Below are 24372 nucleotides of genomic sequence, written 5' to 3'. Positions count from 1 at the left end.
TTGAATTTTCAGTATCACGCTTTTTATTATCCGTACCTACCCCACAATTTTGACATTTTATTGATATTCATAGCGGTCGATCACCTTTTTTGCTGCCGAAAATCAAGCTTACTTAACTATTCGTGTATAAAATAGTAAAAAGACATATCACCGACAATGTGTCTTCTTTATTAGACCTAAGTTAAACTAAACCTAACCCACTTAAATCAGCTTTTTTAGGTTATTCACCAATAACAGGCAAGCAGTATTATCATGTTCAAGCCCAATAAGACTCATAAATTTCAAAGACTTCAACACACTTTAATGGTGGCCTTTCTGGTTTTAAGTCTTACTCCTCTTACTATTATTGGTTTGTTTTTTCTTCATTCTCACACCCAAGACCTACAAGAGCAAAGTACCTCATATTTGACCTCAGTTCGCGACACGAAAAAACAACAAATTAACGATTATTTAAAATCTAAAGAGTCCGAAGTAATGGGAATGGTGCGCTCAGAGCTAGCCTATGCCAGCGGTGGTCGGTTTTATGGCTTAATAAGTGCTTTTAACAAATTAGGCGACACACCAGAGCAAGCACGCATAAATGCGCAACAACGCTATATACTAGGCTCTGGCGATCAAATAAAAACATCCGTTCTGCCAGAATCTCCTAATTATGCCAGCACCGAGCGATATCGATTGTTGCATAAACGTTATCATTGGGCTTATGTTGATGTTCTAAAACGCTCAGATTTCAGCGATATTTTGTTAGTTGATCTAGAAGGCGATGTTGCCTATTCAGTTAACAAGAACGATGAGTTTGGCACCAATTTGATTTCGGGTAAGTATAAAGATTCACCTCTAGGTCATACTTTTCAACAGCTAATCGCGACCGTTAAAGAATCACGTAAAAATAACGAAGACTATACCCCTATCATTTTGTCTGATTTTTCCAGTCAAAATGGCGAACAGATTCTATGGATTGGCGCCCCGATTATTCAACAAGGTTACCTACACAGCTATGCGATGTTTAAATTACCAAGCACCGCATTAACCAACACTGTGGCAGACAATAATAAGGATGTAACTAAGTTACTGGTAGGTACCGACCAACAAGCCAAGATTCAAGGGATCACCTCAGATCAAATTAATGCCAGTAATGAGGTAGTTACAAAAGCGTTAGCCGGAAAAACAGCGGTTGAATCTTTTACTAATAGTCTCCATGAAAAAGTTATCGCCGCTTACACTCCAATCAATACTCAAGGTAAAACTTGGGCTTTAGTGATTGAATTACCAGAAAAGGATGCCTATTCACGGGTTCAACAATTAAAGCATATTTTTTACATTGTCATGTTGATAGGCATCCTCGTTGTGTTTATCTGCTCTCATTACCTGTCGAACTTTATCACCCGACCTTTGCTTAAATTAACTTGGGTCGCCGAAAGGGTCTCTGCTGGCGATTTATCACAAGACATTATCAATATAGATCGTAAAGATGAGATTGGCCGACTCGCCACCAGCTTTGCTCGTATGCAACGTTCAATTAAAGATAAGATAGAATTAATTGGCGATCAAAATGCGAAGTTAGAAGACAATATCAAAATCATCCGTCAACAAAATGACGAGTTACATCTAGCCAATAAATTAAAAGATGAGTTTTTGGCTACCACCTCACATGAGTTGAGAACCCCTCTACATGGCATGGTCGGGATTGCTGAAGCGTTAAACTCAGGAGCCAATGGCCCTATTCCCGCGAATCAAAAGCACCAACTTTCCATTATCATTAATAGTGGCCAACGCTTAGCTACTCTGGTTGATGATTTGTTGGATTATCATAAAATGCGTTATGGTAATCTCGATATTCAAACCACTACCGTTGATTTAGCAGCAACGACTAAACTGGTACTAGAGTTATCTAAGCATCTGCTGGGTAGCAAACCAATTCGCATTATTAATCAAACGCCACAAGAGCTTCCTTTAGTATTAGCAGATGCTCAACGCTTAGAGCAAGTACTATATAATCTCGTCGGTAATGCCATCAAATATACCTCTGAAGGTAAGATCATCATCTCGGCCACCGTACTAGAACAAAAAGTTCGTATCCAAGTCGTCGATACCGGGCAAGGAATTCCTGCCGATCAGCTCGAACATATTTTTGAGCCACTCATTCAAGCTGGGCAAGATGCGAGCCGTTACCGCCAAGGGGCTGGACTTGGGTTATCAATTAGCCGCCAATTGATAGAACTTATGGGTGGCACTTTATATGTCAGTAGCCAACCAATGGTGGGAACAACCTTTAGTTTCTCTCTACCTATCGCAAGCCAACGACAAATTGACCATTATCAGCAAGGTGAGTTACAAAATCACTTTCAAGCGCCAGATACGCATAATTTTGTCAATATTGATGATTCATCATTACCGCAGAATCCAAATGGACCACTATTAATCGTCGCGGATGATGAACCGGTCAATCTGCAGATTCTAGATAGCTTTTTGCGTTTAGAGGGCTATCGAGTCCGTACAGCAAGTGATGGGGTAAGTGCCATACAATTGATTGAAGAAGAAAAACCTGAATTAGTGCTTCTCGATATTATGATGCCAGGCATGAGTGGTTATGAAGCCTGCCAAGAAATTCGTAAACAATACGATCATGGCCAACTCCCCGTCATCTTATTAACAGCATTAAGCCAAACCAATGACAGAATTAAAGGCTTTGATTGTGGGGCAAATGACTATTTAACCAAACCTTTTAATAAGCAAGAATTAGCGGCTCGTATTCGCGCCCATTTAACGGCAAGCAAAGCGGAAATTCGCCGACTTGAAAATGCCCAGTTACAACAAGAATTACGAATACGTGAACAAGTAGAAGCCAGCTTACTGGAAACTCAAGGTCGCCTATTAGAACAACTAGAATCAGCACCGGAAGCTATCATTTGCGTTCGAGATGATGGTAGAGTCCGCTTTGCCAATGATTCAGCAGCCAAGCTATTTAAGAGAACGCCAGAACAGCTTAAGCGCTCTCAAGCCGATGAAATTATCGCACCTAAATATCTCAAGACTACTCAAGAACATTTCTGTGGTGAAATCGATATTTTTATTGAGGATAAACGAGAACATATCAAGACCGATATTTTAACTTTACCTGAAGGTTCAGGCTTGAAATACATCTACATATTCAACGTAGGTAGTGGGATAAATGCCCAACGTATTGATAACCTAGAAACAGCAATTGAAGCCCTTTCGAGCTACGCATTTGAAGGGGACAAAAACAAACTCCAGCAATTAAAAGAATTAGGCGGAGAATTCACACGTCTAGCTGATAAGGTGTCAAACAAAAGCGAAGACAAACAACAGATAATGCGTGAAATACTAGTCGAAATGATGAACTGCGCACTGGATTATTGGGAATCAGACAGCGGCCAAACTAAATTTAATTTAGCCGAACAAAGCGGACTATGGCGCGTATATCTTGACCGTAGTACTTTGCAAACTCGAACTTTGGATAAGTACTTAAGAATCGAAACGTTACCGAAAACGCCTCGCTGGCGTACTGTTCTTAATACGATTGACTATATCTTACAACATACGTCATCTGAAACGCCTCAGCGACAACATTTGTTAAACTGCCGAGAAAAACTACAAACCCTCATCACCACTTAACCAAAGAACTGAAACGCTTGTCGCACTTAAAGCCAGCATCATCATGCTGGCTTTAATTTTACGATAGATAGAAAGCCTTATAATAGCGGATCATACAATCTCTCCCCCCTTTTTATTCCTCTCTACACCTAAATTAGTCAACGTTGCAGTGAGGCAACGAGTGAATATGCCTTATGAGAATAGATTGTCTATATGATTAAGAAGAATGAACACTGTCAACAAAGCTATAGCCAACCCAGTTAAACAGAAGCTATTTAGAGTACTTATCTGGAGTCTAGTTCTTATCAAGATATTTAACCACTAGCAAACTATTAACACTCAATAATATCGAGCTTAAACTTATTTTTCATTTAAAATAAACAGCATTGCAAGACTCTATTCCTGCTGTTTATTTCAACTAAATATCGATTTAAAAACTATCATATCTATTTTATTACAGGTAATGCGAAGCCAATCACAACAAATCGGCAATATTATTTTTTCAACGAAAACAAAGAGAGGGTTCTAATAGTGATCATTATCAACAAATAATAAGATTAAATAAAATCACAAACAAAAAGGCCACAAAAAAGATAGTGAGCACTTACATTAAAGAAGTTCAAACAAATAGAAAGTGATATTAATCACACTAAAAATAAGTTCAAATATTGACCATTAAGTATAAATTTTTACGATTTTAACGAGAAACACTGCTCTTTTAACGTTTTTAACGGGAATAGAAATTGACGATTTCAACGCTAGGGTGTTTTCTTGTATTGCCAAAGGCCTACAGGCCACTCTGAAATGCCACATAGGGTGTAACAGAACATCACACCCATATAGAAAGTGACAGTCATGAGGTAGGTCTTAAGCGAGTGTTTATCAATTGATGACATTCCTTTTAATTAAGCTAATACAAAAGCAAAAGTAAGGAACAGCTATGCTTACCAATATCAAGAAAACAGCAATCGCAGCAGCAGTACTTTCTGTCGCAGCAACAGGCTTTACTTCAGTTGCCACAGCTGCAGAACGCAGTGAGTTAACTATTGTGCCTGATTTCTACCCTACAATGGTTCGAAACTTCAACCCATACCTTGGTGCAACTAACTTAAAAACAACGACTGACTTCATTTATGAGCCTCTCGTTATCTTTAATGAAATGCACGGCAATACACCAGTAATGCGTCTTGCTAAAGATTACAAAATGTCTGATGACCTAATGACTGTCACATTTGATATTCGCGAAGGCGTAAAATGGTCTGATGGAAAAGCCTTTTCTGCCAATGATGTTGTTTATTCTTATGACCTATTGAAAAAATACCCAGCGCTAGATCAGTCTGGTATTAACAAATGGGTGAAAAGTGTAGAGAAGAAAGGTGATTATCAAGTTATCTTCCACCTAACTGAAGCAAATTCAAACGTACCTTATGAGATTTCTAAAGTGCCTGTTGTTGCTGAGCACGTATGGAAAGACGTAAAAGATCCAACAAGCTTTACCAACGAAAACCCTGTAGGTACTGGTCCATTTACTGAAATTGATACCTTTACTCCACAACTTTACATTCAGTGTGCTAACCCAAATTACTGGGATGCAGATAACCTAGATATCGATTGTCTACGTGTTCCACAAATCGCGAATAATGATCAGTTACTTGGCAAAATTGTTAATTCAGAACTAGATTGGACATCGTCATTCGTACCAGATATTGATAAAACTTACGCATCTGTAAGCCCTAATCACCATTACTGGTACCCACCAGCAGGTACACAAGCGTTCATGGTTAACTTTGCAGAGAAAGATCCTGCGAAGAAAGAAGCGCTAACTAACGTTGATTTCCGTCGCGCATTCTCGATGGCACTTGATCGTCAAACTATCATCGATATCGCTTTCTACGGTGCAGGTACACCAAACGATTTCGCTTCAGGTATGGGTTACACATTTGAAGCTTGGTCTGATGAGAAAGTTCACAACGAATATAAGAAATACAACACTTATAACGTTGAAGGTGCAAAAGCATTATTGAAGAAAGCTGGCTTTGTCGATAAAGACGGTGATGGATTTGTCGATACTCCATCAGGCAAATCTTTTGAACTACTAATTCAATCACCAAATGGTTGGACTGACTTTAACAACACAGTACAACTTGCGGTTGAGCAACTACAAGATGCTGGTATTAAAGCCAAAGCTCGTACACCTGAATTTGCGGTTTATAACCAAGCAATGCTAGAAGGTAACTACGATGTGGCTTACACCAACTACTTCCACGGTGCGGATCCATACACTTACTGGAACTCAGCATATAACTCAGCACTACAAAGTGGTGAAGGTATGCCTCGTTTTGCAATGCACTTCTTTAAAAACGCTGATTTAGATAGCTTGTTAAATAGCTTCTACAAAACAGCAGATAAAGATGAGCAGCTCAACATCGCTCATAAGATTCAGAAGATCATTGCTGAAAACCAAGTAACTATCCCAGTGTTATCTGGTGCTGCTATGTACCAATACAACACCAAGAAATTTACTGGTTGGTGGAATGAGAAAAACCCGAAAGGTCGTCCACAAATTTGGGCTGGTATTCCAGAGCGTCTACTTCACGTACTGGATCTAAAACCTGTTAAGTAACATGCAACCCCGCGGTGCGCTCATTTGCTAGCAGCGCACCGCCTTTAAACTTCCCCTCTTGATACGAAAATGTATGGCGCTCGGCGTCAGGGGATTTCTTTGTCTGAAATAGACTGCCTGAAACCAGAGTCAGGCCAAAAAATCTGGGAAAGTTAAGGTGTAAGTTATGGGATTTTTCTTAAAACGTTTAGGATTTTATTTTATCGCGCTGATCGTGGCTGCCACGATTAATTTTGCGATTCCACGCGCCATGCCAGGCGACCCTGTGACCATGATGTTTGCAAATGCCACGGTTCAAGTCACTCCAGAACGTATCGCAGCAATGAAAGAGCTTTTAGGCTTTGTTGATGGCGGTATTATCGCGCAATATTTTGCGTACATAAAAAACATTTTAAGCTGGAATTTGGGTACTTCTATCCAGTTTTATCCTCTGTCAGTTGAAAAGCTACTTGGTGGTGCATTTGGTTGGTCACTATTTCTAGCGGGTACTGCGGTTATCTTCTCATTCTCTATCGGTTCGATTCTGGGTATTTTTGCTGCATGGAAACGTGGTAGTAAATACGATGCCTTTATTTCTCCAGGTATGCTGGTCATTCAAGCGGTGCCTCAAGTGGTTATCGCCATGCTCGCGATGTTTACTTTTGCTGTCGGTCTACGTTGGTTCCCAACTGGTTATGCTTATACCGCAGGTAATATTCCCGATTGGACAAGTTGGGTATTTATTAAAGACGTACTTTGGCATGCCGTTCTACCTCTATTCTGTGCCTCGATAGTACAGATTGGCGGCTTCCTGATTAACATGCGTAACAACATGATTAACCTTCTTAATGAAGATTACATCACCATGGCAAAAGGCAAAGGTCTGAGCGAAAACCGTGTTGTCTTTAACTATGCTGCTCGTAACGCCATGCTACCAAGTGTCACCGCGCTTTCCATGTCACTTGGTATGGCAATTGGTGGTCAACTTATCGTAGAAATCATCTTTAACTACCCAGGGCTTGGTTCTGTACTATTTAACGCGATCAATGCGCGTGATTATCAAGTTCTTCAAGGGCAACTTCTTATCATGACCCTATTCATGCTGTTCTTTAACTTACTCGCAGACATGCTGTATGTCGTACTTGATCCTCGCCTACGCAAGGGAGGTAAATAATCATGAAAGCTCTTATTAAATTACTTTCAGGTAACTCAAAAGCCATGTTTGGTGTGGTGATCCTAACGGTTTTCATCTTAATGGCTCTATTTGCTCCATTAATTACCAAACATGAACCAGACCGTCGTACCGGTAATCCACACGAATACCCAAGTTTAGTCACTCATATGGCCAAACAAAGCCCTGATGGGTGGGTGGCACAAAACCTAGCTAATGATCGCCGCACTATGATCATGTCGAAAAAAGAAGACCATGTTCTGGGAACAACTCGCATGGGCCGTGATGTTTGGTCACAACTTGCTTACGGAGCACGAGTATCTTTAGGGGTTGGTTTTGGTGCAGGATTAGTGGTGTGTTTCCTTGCAACCATTATTGGGGTTTCAGCAGGTTATTTTGGAGGGAAAATTGATGACATCTTAACCGCTGCCATGAATATCATGCTAGTTATTCCACAATATCCATTACTGTTCGTTCTGGCTGCCTTTATCGGTGAAGCGGGTCCACTAACGATAGCATTGATAATTGGGTGTACTTCCTGGGCTTGGGGCGCAAGGGTTATTCGTTCTCAAACCTTAGCTCTACGTGAAAAAGAGTTTGTAAAAGCGGCGGAAGTATTGGGTGAATCTTCATTCCGAATCATTTTTGTAGAAATTCTACCAAACCTAATTTCAATAGTAGGTGCAAGCTTCATCGGTTCTGTAATGTACGCCATCATGATGGAAGCCACTATTTCATTCCTAGGTCTTGGCGATCCAAGCACTATTAGCTGGGGCATCATGCTCTATAACGTACAAACTTCTTCAGCCATTCTAGTCGGCGCTTGGTGGGAATTAATTGCCCCATGTTTAGCTTTGACTACCTTAGCGGTTGGTTTAGCGATGCTTAACTTCGCCGTTGATGAAGTCGCTAACCCACAACTTCGTTCACATAAAGGAATGAAGCGTTGGAAGAAGATTGCAGAGCAAGACCAAAAAGCACGTGAGCCTGAGTTGCCACCACAAAATGCAGTTTGGAGCGGAGATAAATAATATGACGACTACTAATAAACAAGAACCGCTGATTTCGATTCGCAATTTATGTGTTGACTACATAACTGATGCAGGCGATGTCCGTGCCGTAAATAACGTGAGCTTTGATATTGCTCCAGGTGAAGTCTTTGGTTTAGCCGGAGAATCAGGATGTGGTAAGTCCACCGTTGCTTTCTCACTAATGCGCCTACACAAGCCGCCAGCATTTATTACTGGTGGTGAAGTCATCTTCAATGGTGAAAACATCCTCAAATACAGCGAACAACGTATTCAGAGCTTCCGCTGGAGTGAAATGTCGATGGTATTCCAAAGTGCCATGAATGCATTAAACCCTGTATTACCAATGGAAGAACAATTTTGTGATGTGATTATGCGTCATACCAATATGACTCGTGATCAAGCTCGTAAGCGTGCTGCTGGCCTACTCGAAATTGTTGATATTCATCCAGATCGTCTAGGTGACTACCCTCACCAGTTTTCTGGTGGTATGCGTCAACGTTTGGTGATTGCGATTGCATTAGCACTTAATCCTAAAATGATCATCATGGACGAGCCGACAACCGCTCTTGATGTTGTGGTTCAGCGTGAAATCTTACAAAAAATCTATGCATTGAAAGAAGAGTTTGGTTTCTCCATCTTGTTCATTACCCATGACTTATCGCTGATGGTTGAGTTCTCAGATCGCATTGGAATTATGTACTCGGGTGAATTAATTGAAGTGGCGCCTTCTAAAGAAATTTTAGAATCGCCGTATCACCCTTACACCAAAGGGTTGGGATCATCTTTCCCACCATTAACTGGTCCTAAAACCAAGTTAACAGGGATCCCGGGTAATCCTCTTAACCTATTAGAGATTCCAGAAGGTTGCCGTTTCCAAGCACGTTGTGAACGTGTTCATGATACTTGTCGTCATGTTCCTACTCAGTTACGTCAAATAGAACCGGGTCGATTATCAAACTGCCACTTATACGGTGAGCCGATTGTTCAGGCGAAAGTTTAATTAAACGAGATAGAAATCAACACATCGTTTAGTCGTCACTAACGGCCAGTAAAACAAGAATTAGCGAAAAGCTGGAGACAATTATGAGCTCATCAGATAAATACGGAAAATTACTCATTGAAGGGAAGAACTTAGTTAAAGACTTCCCAATCACGAGTAATTCATTAAAGCAACCTATGATGCGTGCCATTAATGACGTGTCATTCAAAATGTACAAAAGCCGTGGTTTAGCGGTGGTTGGCGAGTCAGGTTCAGGAAAATCCACTACCGCCAAAATGATAGCCAAAATGTACGCACCGACTGCCGGAACGATTGAATATAAAGGGCGCAATATTCTCGATATCACTAAGCGGCAAGATCTCATGCATTATCGTGAAGGTGTGCAAATGGTATGGCAAGACCCGTTTGGCTCATTAAACCCAACTCACAATATCTTTCACCATATTGCACGTCCGCTGATCATTCACAATAAAGTGAAAAGCAGCAATAAAAAAGAATTGCAGGAAAGAGTCTATGAACTGCTAGAACAAGTAGGTCTTAATCCGCCAAAAGAAACGGCGGCAAAATTCCCTCACCAGCTTTCAGGTGGTCAACGTCAACGAGTTAACTTAGCGCGTAATATCGCGGTTGGTGCCGAAGTGGTATTAGCTGATGAACCAACGTCTATGCTCGATGTTTCTATCCGTGCAGGGGTACTTAACCTGATGGAAGAAATGAAGTTTGATAAGCAAATGTCACTTTTGTATATCACTCACGATATCGCTACCGCTCGTTATATTGCCGAAGATCTATCAGTGATGTATGTCGGCCACATGGTGGAATGGGGAGATACCGATGAAATTATTCACGATCCTCAACACCCTTATACTCAATTGCTGGTTTCTGCAGTTCCGGATCCTAAAAAATCGATCCATGAAAAACTGAAAGGTAACAAAGGGGAAATTCCTCTTTGGACACCAGATTCCCTTGGCTGTCCATTTGCTGGACGTTGTCTACACGCGACCGACAAATGTCGCGAGAAAATGCCAGGAGTCACTCAGTTAGCAGAAAACCACTTTGTTCGCTGCTACCTATTTGAGGATTAATCCTTTATCTATCCGCATACCAATCTGAAGCCTTCACTCAGATTGGTATGCCAACAAACTATTTGAACGTTGTCTATGCCTTTAAAATATTGGGCTATAGGCAGGAGGCTTGAAGCAGATATGCAAATTCTCACCAACCATATAGGTTACTCATGCTTTAGCAGCAAAAATGCGGTAGTACTTGCCTCAAATATTGATCATAAACTCACTACCCCGCCAGAGATGCAACAACCGCTCACCGCTCAATTGATCAATGTACAAACCCAACAGATCGAAGAGCAATTTCCAGTCACCTTTATTGGTAGTGTTGATCGTTGGCATCATGGTCACTTTTATCAAATCGATTTTTCTCGCTTTTCTAAAACTGGTAGCTACTTATTAGCTATCGATTCAGTGCAATCCCATTGCTTTGAGATCCAGAACAATATTTTAATCAACAGAACCTTCTCTGATGTACTGCATTACTTTAAATCTCAGCGTTGCGGTGGAAGGTTTGATAAACAAGATCGTAATGTACCAATATTAAGCTCAGATAAATCAACACAGCAAACCGTCGATGTTCATGGCGGTTGGTATGACGCCTCTGGCGATGTCAGTAAATACTTAAGCCATCTTTCTTATGCTAATTATTTAAATCCACAACAAATTCCAATGGTGGTGTGGAATATGTTGAAAGGGCTAAATCTTGCTAAAAATCATGATGACTTTGCGTTATTTTCCCAAGTTCGTTTAATCGAAGAAGCATTATTTGGCGCAGACTTTTTAGTTCGTATGCAAAGCCCACAAGGCTTCTTCTATATGACTGTTTTTGATAAGTGGAGTAAAGACACCGCTCAACGTGAAATTTGCGCTTATGAAACGCAAGATGGTCATAAAGGGCAAGATTACCAAGCTGGATTTCGTCAAGGTGGCGGCATCGCGATTGCAGCATTAGCAGCGGCTTCTCAACTAGCCGAAAGCGGTGAATACAGCCAAAAAACTTATCTCGATTGTGCAATCAAAGGCTATCAACATTTAATCGAACACAACACTCAATATCTCAACGATGGTGTTGAAAACATTATTGATGAATATTGCGCCCTATTAGCCTGTGTCGAACTATATCGCAGTACTCAAGATGAATTCTATTTATCAGAAGCACGTCGTTGGTCACAAGCATTAATGTTACGCCAGACTTCTGATGAGAACTTTGAATACTTTTGGTCAGCTAACCAAGATGGTTCAAGACCTTACTTTCATTCAGCAGAAGCCGGATTGCCAACGATTGCTCTCACTGAATATTTAGCGATTGAAACTGATGAATCATTATGTCAAACCACTTTATCAGTGATTGAAAATGCCGTGCGATTTGAGCTCACTATTAGTCAAAAAGTGGCCAATCCATTTGGTTACCCTAGGCAATATGTGAAAGCGGTTGATAGCGATAAACGTGACGCCTTTTTTATCGCTCATAACAATGAATCTGGTTATTGGTGGCAAGGTGAAAATGCACGGCTTGGCTCCCTTTCGGCTATGGCTAATTTAGTGCAGCCTTACCTACAAGATCCAACATTGAAAAACCAATTACAAAGCTACGCTCAATCTGCGCTCGATTGGATTTTAGGCTTGAATCCATACGACATGTGTATGCTTGATGGCCATGGTCACCATAACCCTGACTACCTACCAGAGCTTGGCTTCTTTAATGCTAAAGGCGGTGTATGCAATGGCATCACTGGTGGTTTTAATGATGAAGCAGATATTGCGTTCAATCCTGCTCCACAAAAAGATGACATGCTACAAAACTGGCGTTGGGGTGAGCAATGGATCCCACATGGCGCTTGGTATTTATTGGCGATCATCTCACAACAAACCGTCCAACAATATGCGGTGACAGAACCAGCAGTGGAGACCAACCATGAGTGATTTATTGGTCGGTATCGATGGTGGCGGCACGTCATGTCGCGCACGAATTCGTGATAGCCATGGAGTATTACTCGGTGAAGGGAAAAGCGGTAGTGCCAATATCTTATTAGGTGTTGAAGTTGCCATGGCTTCCATCACTGAAGCGATCAACCAGGCCACGCAACAAGCCGGTTTATCCCAACAAGACTTTTCTCGCATGCACCTAGGACTAGCACTAGCAGCGGCTGAACAAGAAAGCGCTTGGCAACAATTTATGTCGCTATCACATCCTTATGCCAGTGTTGTACTCAATACCGATGCTTATGGTGCTTGCTTAGGGGCGCATCAAGGACAAGATGGCGCAATCATGATTGCCGGCACAGGATCTTGCGGCATTTTATTAACTCAAGATAAGCAACATGTTGTCGGTGGCCGTGAGTTTCCTATCTCTGATTTAGGCGGCGGTGCAATTATGGGACTTAGACTAATTCAACACAGCCTACTGGTTCAAGATGGCATCTACCCTGCTAGCCCAATCACAGAGGTTGTTATGAGTCATTTTGATTATGATATTGATAACATCGTCACTTGGTCTAAAACCGCTCGTCCATGTGATTACGGCCAGTTTTCACCGCAAATTTTTGCTTGTGCGAATCAAGGGGATGAATTTGCAGAAAGCTTACTCACTCAAACTGCGCAAGATATTGAAATGTACCTCCACGCACTAGTAAGCAAGGGCGCAAGGCAGATTGCCTTAATGGGAGGCATCGCTGAACGTATACAACCTTGGCTTTCGCCAGCAATAACAGAGTACTTAGTGCCAGCCAAAAGCGATGCAATGGAAGGTGCTCTAATGATGGCAAACCAAGCGCAACATAACCTATTTCAATTTACTGAAAAATAATATAGCTACACGACGTAGCCTCAAAGGTGGACTCATGGATTATCGTATTGACCTCTCAGTTCTTGAACAACAAGAAAACTACACTCGCCTCGCCCTGACTTTACACAATTTAAGCGATGTGGATCTGCATGATTGGAAGCTCAGCGTTAGCTTCCGCCGCTTTATTCAACCGGCAAGCCTAAGCCAAGGCAGCATTGAGCAAATAGGTGGACTGTGCACTTTCTTACCGCAAGATAATCAAACACTTGCGGCAAATGCGCATTATTATGTCGAATTTGGCTGCCACACTGCACCATTCCAACTACTGGATGATGGTTTCGATGATGCCGTCATTCACACTCATACCCAAGGTGAAAATCAATTACTGGCAGTCGCCTTAACCCCTGTTGCCCTAAAATCGGCCAGTAAGCACAAAACATCAGTGCCACAAGTTGCAGCCAATACACTCGGGATCATTCCAAACCCACAGAGTTTGAAGCTAATCGAAGGTGAGTTTGACCTTAACCAAACTATCGTTTTTCAATCGCACTCTAATCAAGCTAAAAGCGCACTGACTTGGCTTGCTCAGGAATTAAGTCAAATACTCGATAGCACCATCAAGATGAGTACTCAAGGTAACCTCTGTTTAGTGACTTCACCGAACCTGACAGAAGGAGCTTATAAACTAGAAGTACAGCCTCATCAAATCATACTCGAGGCCAATTCCACCAGTGGCTTTATGCATGGTTGCGCGTCATTATGGCAATGGGTCAGCCATCAAGTTCACAATGGTAAGCAGACGCTACCATGCGTGCTAATTGAAGATAAGCCTCGCTTTAAACATCGCGGTATGATGCTTGATTGTGCGCGTCATTTTCATTCTGTAGAAACGGTTAAACGCCTGATCAACCAGCTTGCTCAGCTCAAATTTAATGTCTTTCATTGGCACTTAACCGATGACGAAGGATGGCGTATTGAAATTAAAGCCTTCCCACAATTAACAGAAATTGGCGCATGGCGTGGATTTGAAACTCCGATTGAACCGCAATATTCCCACTTAGCGAATAAGTACGGAGGCTTTTACACCCAAGAGCAGATCCGCGAAGTGATCCAATATGCCGCTGAACGCAATATCACCGTGATCCCTGAAATTGATATTCCGGGTCATTGTCGCGCAGCCATCAAATCATTACCCGAGTTATTGGTCGATCCTGAGGATCGTTCACAATATCGCAGCATTCAGTATTACAACGATAACGTGCTCTCACCGGCATTAGAAGGAACTTACACATTCCTGGACCAAGTTCTTACTGAAGTTGCCCAGCTTTTCCCTTCTCCTTTTATTCATATTGGTGCCGATGAAGTGCCACATGGCGTATGGGTTGATAGCCCAAAATGTCAGGCATTAATGCAACAGCACGGCTATTCAGATGCCAAAGAGTTACAAGGGCATTTATTACGCAGAATTGAAACCAAAGTAAATGAATTAGGCAAGCGAATGATCGGCTGGGAAGAAGTTCGCCACGGTAACAAAGTGAGCAAAGACACTATCGTATGTTCATGGATCACAGAGAAAGCAGCCGTTGAATGTGCATCCCAAAATATTGATGTGATTCTGCAACCGGCTCAATACACCTATTTAGATATAGTTCAAGATTACAACAGTGAAGAAATGGGTGTTAATTGGGCTGGAATTAATCCTTTAGATAAAGCTTATGGCTATGAACCTTTATCAGAATTAGCTGAGGACGATCCTCGCCGTCAACATATCTTTGGAATTCAATGCGGTCTTTGGTGCGAAATTATCAATAACCAAGATCGCATTGATCACATGCTTTTCCCTCGTTTGCTTGCACTTTCTGAAGTTTACTGGACCGATAAAGATCAGCGTGATTGGCAAGATTTTTTAGCGCGTCTTAATGGACATCAATCCACTTTAACTTACCAAGGCATTCAATTTCACCCTTGGCATAAAGCACTTTAATTTGCCCATGGAGCGCTGTAATCAGCGCCACCACGGTTTTTATTTTTTAGTAAGGAATACATTATGAAATACGGTTTTTTCGATAATGATAATCGTGAATACGTCATCACTCGTCCAGACGTGCCTGCACCATGGACCAACTATTTAGGCACAGAAAAATTTTGTACTGTGATTTCTCACAATGCCGGCGGCTACTCTTTCTACAACTCACCTGAGTACAACCGTGTTACTAAATTCCGTCCAAATGCGACATTCGATCGCCCAGGGCATTACGTGTATTTACGTGATGATGAGAGCGGCGATTACTGGTCGATTTCATGGCAACCGGTAGCAAAAAGCTTAGACGAAGCCAATTATGAAGTACGCCATGGTTTGTCTTACTCTAAGTTTAAATGTGAATACAACGGCATCACGGCCACTAAAACGCTATTTGTTCCTAAAGGTGAAGATGCTGAAGTGTGGGATGTAACCATCAAAAACACCTCAGACAAACCACGTACCATTAGTGCGTTTTCCTTTGTTGAATTCTCCTTTAGCCATATTCAATCGGATAACCAAAACCATCAGATGTCGCTCTACTCAGCTGGAACAGCTTACCGTGATGGCGTAATCGAGTACGACCTTTATTACAACACCAATGATTTCGAAGGCTTTTACTACTTAGCGTCAACCTTTGATCCTGATTCCTACGATGGCCAACGTGACAGCTTCCTCGGTTTATACCGTGATGAAGCCAATCCTATCGCAGTAGAGCAGGGAAAATGTTCAAATTCCGCGCAAACCTGTTACAACCATTGTGGCTCGTTGCATAAGCAATTTGTCATCCAACCAGGTGAAGAAGTGCGTTTTGCCTTCATTCTTGGGATTGGTAAAGGCAATGGCGACAAGTTACGCACTAAATATCAAGATCTTGCCAATGTCGATGCCGCCTTTGCCGGGATTAAAGCACACTGGGATGAGCGTTGTAACAAGTTCCAAGTTAAATCGCCAAATGAAGGCTTGGATACCATGATCAACGCATGGACACTCTACCAAGCGGAAACCTGTGTCGTATGGTCACGCTTTGCTTCTTTCATTGAGGTAGGTGGCCGTACTGGTCTTGGTTATCGTGATACTGCCCAAGATGCGATTTCAGTACCCCACTCTAACCCAGCCATGACTCGTAAGCGTCTAGTGGATCTACTGCGTGGCCAAGTTAAAGCCGGTTACGGTCTGCACCTATTTGATCCTGACTGGTTTGATCCTGAAAAAGCTGACGTCAAACCATCTAAATCTCCCACTGTGGTTCCAACCCCAAGTGATGAAGATAAGATCCACGGCATTGAAGATACCTGCTCGGATGATCACCTATGGCTAGTTCCAACCATTTGTAAATACGTAATGGAAACGGGCGAAGAGTCGTTCTTTGACGAGCAAATCCCTTACGCCGATGGTGGTAATGCTAGCGTGTATGATCACATGAAAGCGGCGTTAGATTTCTCCGCTGAATACGTGGGTAATACCGGTATTTGTAAAGGCTTACGCGCTGACTGGAACGACTGCTTGAACTTAGGTGGCGGTGAGTCATCTATGGTGTCTTTCCTGCACTACTGGGCGCTACAAGAATTTATCGATTTAGCCAAATACCTTGGCAAAAATGAAGATGTCGATAAATACACCACCATGGCTGAAGGCGTACGTCAGGCATGTGAAACTCACCTATGGGATGAAGAAGGCGGCTGGTATATCCGCGGCCTAACCAAAGATGGTGACAAGATCGGAACTGCACAACAAACCGAAGGTAAGATCCATCTAGAATCCAATACCTTAGCGGTACTTTCTGGTGCGGTATCACAAGAACGTGGCGAAATTGCCATGAACTCAGTAGATGAGCATCTGTACTCGCCATACGGTTTACATTTGAATTCACCTTCTTTCGCGACCCCAAATGATGACATTGGTTTTGTTACCCGTGTTTATCAAGGCGTGAAAGAAAACGGCGCTATTTTCTCTCACCCTAACCCTTGGGCATGGGTAGCCGAAGCCAAACTAGGCCGTGGTGATAAAGCGATGAAATTCTACGATGCATTAAACCCATACAATCAAAATGACATGATTGAAAAACGCATCGCTGAACCTTACTCCTACGTACAGTTCATCATGGGACGTGATCACCAAGATCACGGTCGTGCTAACCACCCTTGGTTAACCGGCACCTCAGGTTGGGCTTACTTTGCGGTCACCAACTTCATTCTTGGTGTGCGTCTGGGCTTTGATGGTTTGAATGTTGATCCTTGTATTCCAACCAACTGGCCTGGCTTTGAAGTAACCCGTCAATGGCGTGATGCCACCTTTAATATCAAGGTTGAAAACCCAGCAGGCGTAAGCAAAGGCGTGCAATCTATCCGCCTTAATGGTCAAGTGATTGAAGGAGCCATTCCTGCTCAAGCGGCTGGTAGCGTCAACGAAGTTGTGGTGGTGATGGGATAGCCCTTACTGCGCTCGACTTTAACCCACCATACCTAGGGTTAGAGTCGAGCATATTTCGTAACGCTAGGGAATACCTAAGAATTTCAATCTAGGGATCCCTATTTTTCACGCCATTTCTATCGAGTCGCAAAATCTGGCTCTTATGCATTTAAGGATAGCAATATGATTAAGTTTGGTACCGGCGGCTGGCGCGCCTTTATTGGTGAAGAGTTTACTCAAGCCAATGTTCGTCTCGTTGCCCAAGCGGTCGCAAATATCATGCAAAAGGAAAACGTGGTTCATAACGGATTTGTGATCGGTTATGACCGCCGCTTTTTATCTGATAAAGCAGCCCTTTGGTTTGCAGAGGTGTTAGCTGCTAATGGCATTACAGTTAGCTTTATCAACCGCTTTGTACCCACGCCAATTGTAATGTTTCAAAGTAACAAAATGGGGTGTACCTATTCAGCTTGTATTACCGCCTCACATAACCCAGCCGACTACAATGGTATCAAGGTATTTATCGAAGGTGGCCGTGACGCGGATGAAGTGATCACACAAAAGATCGAAGCACAAATTGCCGTACTCAATAATAACGATGTTAAACGTATCGACTTTGAAGACGCGCTTGCATCTGGCCTAATTACCATCATTAATCCAATGAACGACTTCGTCGATTCTGTAATCAATTTTATTGATATTGAAGCGATTAAAAAAGCTAACCTACGCGTGCTGATCGACCCTATGTTTGGCGTAGCAAAAAATGCCCTACAAACCGTTCTTATCAATGGTCGCTGTGATGTCGATGTTATCAACGATGGTGAAAATCCATCCTTTGGTGGTCTAATGCCTTCTCCAAGTGCTGCCACCTTATATCGCCTAAAACACCTAGTGGCAGCAGAAGGTTATGATATTGGTATTGGTACTGATGGAGATGCAGATCGTCTCGGTATTATTGATGAAAAAGGTAACTTCATTCATCCAAATGAGGTGCTGATGTTGCTGTACTACTACTTACTTGAATACAAAGGTTGGAAAGGATCGGTAGTACGTAACATTGCCACCACTCACCTACTCGATAAAATCGCTGCCGACCACGGTGAAAAAAGCTTTGAAGTACCTGTAGGCTTTAAACACATTAGTAGTCAAATGGAAGCCGATGACTCACTGATTGGTGGTGAAAGCTCGGGTGGTTTAACTATTCGTGGCCACATCAAAGGTAAAGATGGGGTATTTGCCTCAAGCCTATTGGTGGAGCTTATCAGTGTCACTGGCAAAAAATTGTCGGAAATGCTGGATGAAATCTATGCCCGTTATGGTTATGCCTACACCGCCGAAGGTGACTGCACCTTTAAACCCTCGCAAAAAGAAGCGCTGTACAACAAAATCTACGTTGAAAAGTTACTGCCAGAGTTTGAATACGACATTGAAAAAGTCAGCTATGACGATGGCGCAAAAGTCTACTTTAAAAATGGCGGTTGGGTGATTGCTCGCTTCTCTGGTACTGAGCCTTTATTGCGAATTTTCTCGGAAATGGAAGATAAAGAAACAGCAGAAAGTGTCGTCGCTCAAATGAAAGCGTTTTTAGCGTTATAGGGGGTTAGGTTACTAGTTCCTAGTTTCTAGGTTTGGAAGGGATCGTGGTGAAAGCTGCGATCTCTTTTTTTCGTTTCTCGGTTCTCGGACGCTACGCTGCTCGTTGCTAGAAAAAGATGAAAACCCCAAAGCACTCATGAGAGATAAGTAAGCGAAGCGACCAAGCAGCGAAGCGACCAAGCAGCGAAGCGACCAAGCAGCGAAGCGACCAAGCAGCGAAGCGACCAAGCAGCGAAGCGACCAAGCAGCGAAGCGACCAAGCAGCGAAGCGACCAAGCAGCGAAGCGACCAAGCAGCGAAGCGACCAAGCAGCGAAGCGACCAAGCAGCGAAGCGACCAAGCAGCGAAGCGACCAAGCAGCGAAGCGACCAAGCAGCGAAGCGACCAAGCAGCGAAGCGACCAAGCAGCGAAGCGACCAAGCAGCGAAGCGACCAAGCAGCGAAGCGACCAAGCAGCGAAGCGACCAAGCAGCGAAGCGACCTAATCTCGATTACCATTAAAAAAACTAATCCATCACATTGATTTTCTTCTTGTGAATATACTCACACTTCTATTGCTGAATAAAGCGTTTGGCTCTAATATCCACGCCAATTTCAGGGTCACTTTCCCCCTTTCCTTACTTATCTTTATTCTTGTGGAGAAGATGAATGTCTGCGCCTTTTAGTTTAATCAAACTAACCTTCTTAATCGCTATTTTGGCGGCAGTCGGCCAAATGACGCAAACCATGTATGTGCCATCAATGGGTTACATGGCCTCTGAATTTCATGTATCCGCAGCCTCAATGCAAGCGGTTATGGCATGCTATTTAATCCCTTATGGGTTATCGCAATTTATTTATGGTCCACTATCTGATCGTTTAGGTCGTCGACCTATCATTTTAGTCGGTTTAATCATCTACGTTGCCGGATCTATTTTGGCGCTATTTTCTCATAACTTTAATTTATTCTTAATCGCAAGTTTTATCCAAGGTATGGGCATTGGTTGTGGTGGCGCGATGGCAAGAACATTAAGCCGTGACTGCTTTTCCGGACAAGACTTACACAAGGTGAATAGTTTGATTAGTATGTGCCTGATGTTTTCTCCATTAATGGCTCCACTATTAGGTGGCTATTTAACCGAAGCGTTTAATTGGCGAAGCAGCTACTTATTTTTAGCACTGTTTAGCATTGGGGTAACCATTATTATGTTCACCCATATGACGGAAACATTGCCTAAGGAATCACGCCGCTATGATTCAGTGGCCACCAGCTACCGTTATGTAATGAGTAATCGTCAATTTCAAGGCTACTTATTATGCTTAGTCGCCACCTTTGCTGGAGTAGCATTATTTGAAGCAGCAGCGGGTGTATTACTTGGCGGCAAGCTAAAACTGGCAGCGACCACGGTAAGTTTACTATTCATAGTGCCAATTCCAGGCTACTTACTCGGAGCGGCAATGTCGAGTTGGATTGCTTCTCGCCATTCAGAAAAACGAGCACTAAACTTCGGCTTAGTCGCGATTGCTATTGGCTCATTAGTGATATTTATTCCTGGAGTATTTGGGTTCACCAACGCGGTAAGTTTAGTCGGTGGTGCAACGATTTATTTCTTAGGGGCTGGAGTATTATTTCCAGCAGCCACGACAGGTGCTATTTCACCATTTCCTCAACATGCAGGAACGGCAGGAGCGTTATTAGGTGGAATCCAAAACTTCGGCGCGGGAATGGCAACACTATTGGCTGCTATGATGCCAGCACAAAATCAGCTACCACTAGGTGCGTTAATGCTTGCGATGTCATTACTGGCAGTTATCGGCCTACATAGAGTTAACAAAACACCAATGCCGCCAGATGTATTGGGTAGTACATTGTAATCACTAACCATAAAAAGCCGCGCAAGAAATCATTCTCACGCGGCTTACTCTAATTTATTAACCGTTCGAATTAATTTAGCGCAGGTGAGGAAAACTTAATGCCATCCCAACCATGCTCAATAAAATTGCGAATATTTTGATGATCATCGTTTTCTGGGTACTGCAATACATCTTCACGATAGAATTTACCAAAACAAGCAAGAGTTTGCGCTTGAGTTAAATTATGCATTTGAGCGAAGGCAAAAATCTTACAAGAACCATTATTTTGTCCTGCTTCATTCTCAATCTCACCATTGGTAAATACGCTCGGGGTAAAGGTGTAATTGGCATCAATAGTGGCGATGGTCTGTTCAAATTCTACCGATAATGGCTCAGTAGTCACTTGATGCAAAAATTCCGTTAACTCCATAGTCATCTTCTCCTATCCAAATAATTTCAAACTAGAATACCAGAGCACCATCACAATCGACACTCACGGAAACATTTTGCCCTACTTCGAGTAAATGATGTGATTGACCGAGTAATTGCACACCTTGTACATCCACGACATAACGACAATGATCGCCCATAAATTGTTGCTCCAGTACTCGATTATCACTGCTCTCATCTAATTGTAATAAGACTTGCTGTGGCCTTAATAAAATTTCACAACCTTGGTCTACCGCTATCGAATCAGCACTGACTACGTGCAATTCACCCAATACTGTATCAAATCGGCTAGGTGCTAGTTTTTGCGCTGGTAGATAACAACCACCTCCTAAAAAGTTTGCCACAAACTTACTAGAAGGCTGGTAATAAAGTTGGGCGGCACTACCAAACTGCTCGATAACACCATTATTCATTACCGCCATTTTATCTGAAAAGGCAAAAGCTTCTTCACGTGAGTGAGTAACAAAAATCGCCGTCACTCCTTGTTGCTTAAAGATACGGCGAATATCGCGAATTAACTCATGACGCACTTGAGTATCAATATTAGAAAACGGTTCATCTAATAATAAAAGGTCTGGTTGATAAGCCAATGAACGTGCAATCGCGACTCGTTGTTGTTGACCACCAGAAAGTTGATGAGGGTAACGATCACCGAGTCCTGATAAATGAACCAAGTCCAACATACTTTCAACGACAACATTACGTTGTGATTTTGAATGGTTTTGAAGGCCAAAAGCTACATTTTCAGAAACTGTCAGATGTGGAAATAATGCATAGTCTTGGAAGATTAAGCCGATATTACGTTGTTCTGGTGCGATCCAATGGTCGCCATCATCAATCAGGTTATCATTTAATTTCATTTGCCCAGATGATAATGGTAAAAGTCCGGCTATCGCTTTAAGTAAGGTAGTTTTTCCACAACCACTGGCACCCAGCAAACAAACTATTTCACCTTGCTGTACCGATAAATTCAGGTTCTCTAAAACTGGTGTCGATATTTTAGGTTTAGTATTCGAGGGATAATGACAAGTCAAACCTTCAATTTTTAATGCGAAAGACTCTGCTTTTACAGCTTTATATTGAGAGGTCATTTAATGCACCTTTTCTAAAGAACGATTAACAATAATTAAAGGCAGTAAACCTACCAAAATTAACAAGATTGCAGGTAGTGCTGCCAATTCTAATTGCTGGTCTGAAACATAGTTATAAACATAAGTCGCCAAGGTTTCGAAATTAAAGGGGCGTAATAATATTGAGGCATTAAGCTCTTTCATTGATTCGATAAACACTAATAAGCCCGCGATCAATGTTCCTCTCATAACTAAGGGGATATGAACTCTACGTAACATCTGGCTGGAATTACACCCCATAGTACGAGCCGCCATATCTAAACTTGGTGAAACTTTCGCTAAACCACTCTCAACGCTCCCAATAGCAACAGCAGAAAAACGCACACTCAATGCAAACACTAACGCAAACATAGTGCCTGAGAAAATAAGCCCGGGTCTTCCCCAGTCCATAAATTTAGCCACATCATTAACACTATGGTCCAACGTTAATACTGCTACCATGATGCCAATAGCTAACACAGTTCCCGGTACTGCATAACCTAATGAAGACAATCTCATTGGTATTAATGCTGATTTCGAGACATACCCATCTTGTCCTGATAATCGATGATAAAAGTTCACAATAAGTGCAATCACCACACAAACTAGCGCTACACTGAATGAGACTTTTAAACTATTCAAAGAGTAAACTTTAAACTCGGTTGTCCAACTATCCGAAAAGTAATGTAGGCTGTAATAAGCGAGCTGAAGGATCGGCAATAAAAAACCCCCTAACACTAACCCCCAACACCACAATACTGCTAGCCATTTTTTCCAACCGAACAATTGATAGCGATGATCTTCATGGCTAGTAAATTGAGCTTGGAAATGTTTTTGCTTACGCCGACTGTAACGTTCAGCACTAAGTAGTAACACGACAACCAATAACATAATGGAAGAAATTTTTGCGGCTGCCGTAAGGTTTGAATAACCTAACCAAGTGTCATAAACCGCGGTGGTTAATGTGCTCACAGCAAAATAATTAACGGTTCCAAAGTCTCCTAACGTTTCCATTGCTACAAGAGAAAGCCCCACAGCAATTGCAGGTCTAGCCAAAGGTAATGAAACACGAAAAAAACTTTGTGTAGGAGTACATTTTAATAATCGAGCAGATTGCAGTAATGAACCGCTTTGCTCCATAAAAGCTGAACGTGACAATAAATAAACATAAGGGTAAAGAACGAGCGCTAAAATCGTCATCGCTCCCGGTAAAGTGCGAAGATCGGGAAACCAATATTGTTGCGGAGTAAGCTCAAAGGTATTTCTTAACCAAATCTGAATAGGACCGGCAAAATCAAACCAATCAGTATAGACATAGCCAACAATATATCCCGGCATTGCTAAGGGTAAAACGAGCGCCCATTGCAATGTTTTCTCCCCTGGAATTTTGCACATCGCCATGAGCCAAGCACTAGGGATACCAAACACCAAAGCAAGCAACATAGTACCAGCAACTAATAAAAAGGTATTTAAAGTATAGGTAGGTAAAACAGTGGAAAATAAATGAGAAAAAAGCTCATCACTTTCACCAATGGCAGTATAAAAAATCGCGAGAATAGGCAAGATAAGTAACCCCATCACCACCCAACTCCCTAGCTTCCAATTAAAATACTTTTCCTTCATCGCGACCACTTAACGCTTATAAAAACCACAAAAGGGAAGCCTAAGCTCCCCCTTTCAT

15 protein-coding genes are annotated in these 24372 nt (G+C 42.2%); 12 read left to right on the top strand and 3 right to left on the bottom strand.

Features of this window, described 5'->3' with window-relative positions:
• Positions 1-252 precede the first annotated feature (252 nt).
• From QQJ93_RS15385 to emrD, 12 genes are all read left to right on the top strand, one after another.
• On the top strand, positions 253-3636 hold the full coding sequence (locus QQJ93_RS15385) for a response regulator (protein ID WP_089124848.1): 3384 nt from the start codon (positions 253-255) through the stop codon (positions 3634-3636).
• 919 nt (positions 3637-4555) lie between these two features.
• Positions 4556-6238, top strand: coding sequence for an ABC transporter substrate-binding protein (locus QQJ93_RS15380; RefSeq protein WP_089124849.1), 1683 nt, complete (start codon positions 4556-4558; stop codon positions 6236-6238).
• Between the two features lie 166 nt (positions 6239-6404).
• On the top strand, positions 6405-7391 hold the full coding sequence (locus QQJ93_RS15375; protein ID WP_089124850.1) for an ABC transporter permease: 987 nt from the start codon (positions 6405-6407) through the stop codon (positions 7389-7391).
• Positions 7392-7393: 2 nt separating this feature from the next.
• Positions 7394-8419, top strand: coding sequence for an ABC transporter permease (locus QQJ93_RS15370; protein WP_089124851.1), 1026 nt, complete (start codon positions 7394-7396; stop codon positions 8417-8419).
• Between the two features lies 1 nt (position 8420).
• Complete coding sequence (locus QQJ93_RS15365) at positions 8421-9419, top strand: ABC transporter ATP-binding protein (protein ID WP_089124852.1); 999 nt, start codon at positions 8421-8423, stop codon at positions 9417-9419.
• A gap of 83 nt (positions 9420-9502) precedes the next feature.
• Positions 9503-10504: an ABC transporter ATP-binding protein gene (locus QQJ93_RS15360; protein ID WP_089124853.1), complete on the top strand. Its 1002-nt coding sequence runs from the start codon at positions 9503-9505 to the stop codon at positions 10502-10504.
• 120 nt (positions 10505-10624) lie between these two features.
• Positions 10625-12409 carry a glycoside hydrolase family 9 protein gene (locus tag QQJ93_RS15355; RefSeq protein WP_089124854.1) on the top strand — a complete coding sequence of 595 codons (1785 nt, stop codon included), beginning with the start codon at positions 10625-10627 and terminating at the stop codon, positions 12407-12409.
• A complete protein-coding gene (locus tag QQJ93_RS15350) occupies positions 12402-13292 on the top strand; it encodes a glucosamine kinase nucleotide-binding domain-containing protein (RefSeq protein WP_089124855.1) in 891 nt (296 codons plus the stop codon). Before QQJ93_RS15355 ends, QQJ93_RS15350 begins: the two co-directional genes overlap by 8 nt.
• Before the next feature lie 34 nt (positions 13293-13326).
• Positions 13327-15255 carry a beta-N-acetylhexosaminidase gene (locus QQJ93_RS15345; protein ID WP_089124856.1) on the top strand — a complete coding sequence of 643 codons (1929 nt, stop codon included), beginning with the start codon at positions 13327-13329 and terminating at the stop codon, positions 15253-15255.
• A gap of 63 nt (positions 15256-15318) precedes the next feature.
• Positions 15319-17724 carry a glycoside hydrolase family 94 protein gene (locus QQJ93_RS15340; protein WP_089124857.1) on the top strand — a complete coding sequence of 802 codons (2406 nt, stop codon included), beginning with the start codon at positions 15319-15321 and terminating at the stop codon, positions 17722-17724.
• Positions 17725-17886: 162 nt separating this feature from the next.
• The gene (locus QQJ93_RS15335) at positions 17887-19299 is read left to right on the top strand and encodes a phosphoglucomutase/phosphomannomutase family protein (RefSeq protein ID WP_089124858.1); all 1413 of its coding nucleotides are present in this window, start codon (positions 17887-17889) and stop codon (positions 19297-19299) included.
• Between the two features lie 648 nt (positions 19300-19947).
• Positions 19948-21153, top strand: coding sequence for a multidrug efflux MFS transporter EmrD (gene emrD / locus QQJ93_RS15330; RefSeq protein WP_089124860.1), 1206 nt, complete (start codon positions 19948-19950; stop codon positions 21151-21153).
• Between the two features lie 70 nt (positions 21154-21223).
• On the opposite strand, the gene QQJ93_RS15325 is transcribed toward emrD, so the two are convergent.
• From QQJ93_RS15325 to QQJ93_RS15315, 3 genes are read right to left on the bottom strand one after another with little or no spacing between them, the layout of a single operon-like run.
• Positions 21224-21562: a HopJ type III effector protein gene (locus tag QQJ93_RS15325; RefSeq protein WP_089124861.1), complete on the bottom strand. Its 339-nt coding sequence runs from the start codon at positions 21560-21562 to the stop codon at positions 21224-21226.
• 31 nt (positions 21563-21593) lie between these two features.
• Positions 21594-22673, bottom strand: a complete 1080-nt coding sequence (locus tag QQJ93_RS15320; RefSeq protein WP_089124862.1) for an ABC transporter ATP-binding protein — start codon at positions 22671-22673, stop codon at positions 21594-21596.
• Positions 22674-24314: an ABC transporter permease gene (locus QQJ93_RS15315; protein WP_089124863.1), complete on the bottom strand. Its 1641-nt coding sequence runs from the start codon at positions 24312-24314 to the stop codon at positions 22674-22676.
• Positions 24315-24372 lie beyond the last annotated feature (58 nt).

Source organism: Vibrio algivorus (genome assembly GCF_030161215.1).
Taxonomy (GTDB): Bacteria; Pseudomonadota; Gammaproteobacteria; order Enterobacterales; family Vibrionaceae; genus Vibrio; species Vibrio algivorus.
This window is presented reverse-complemented; position numbering and strand designations above follow the sequence as displayed.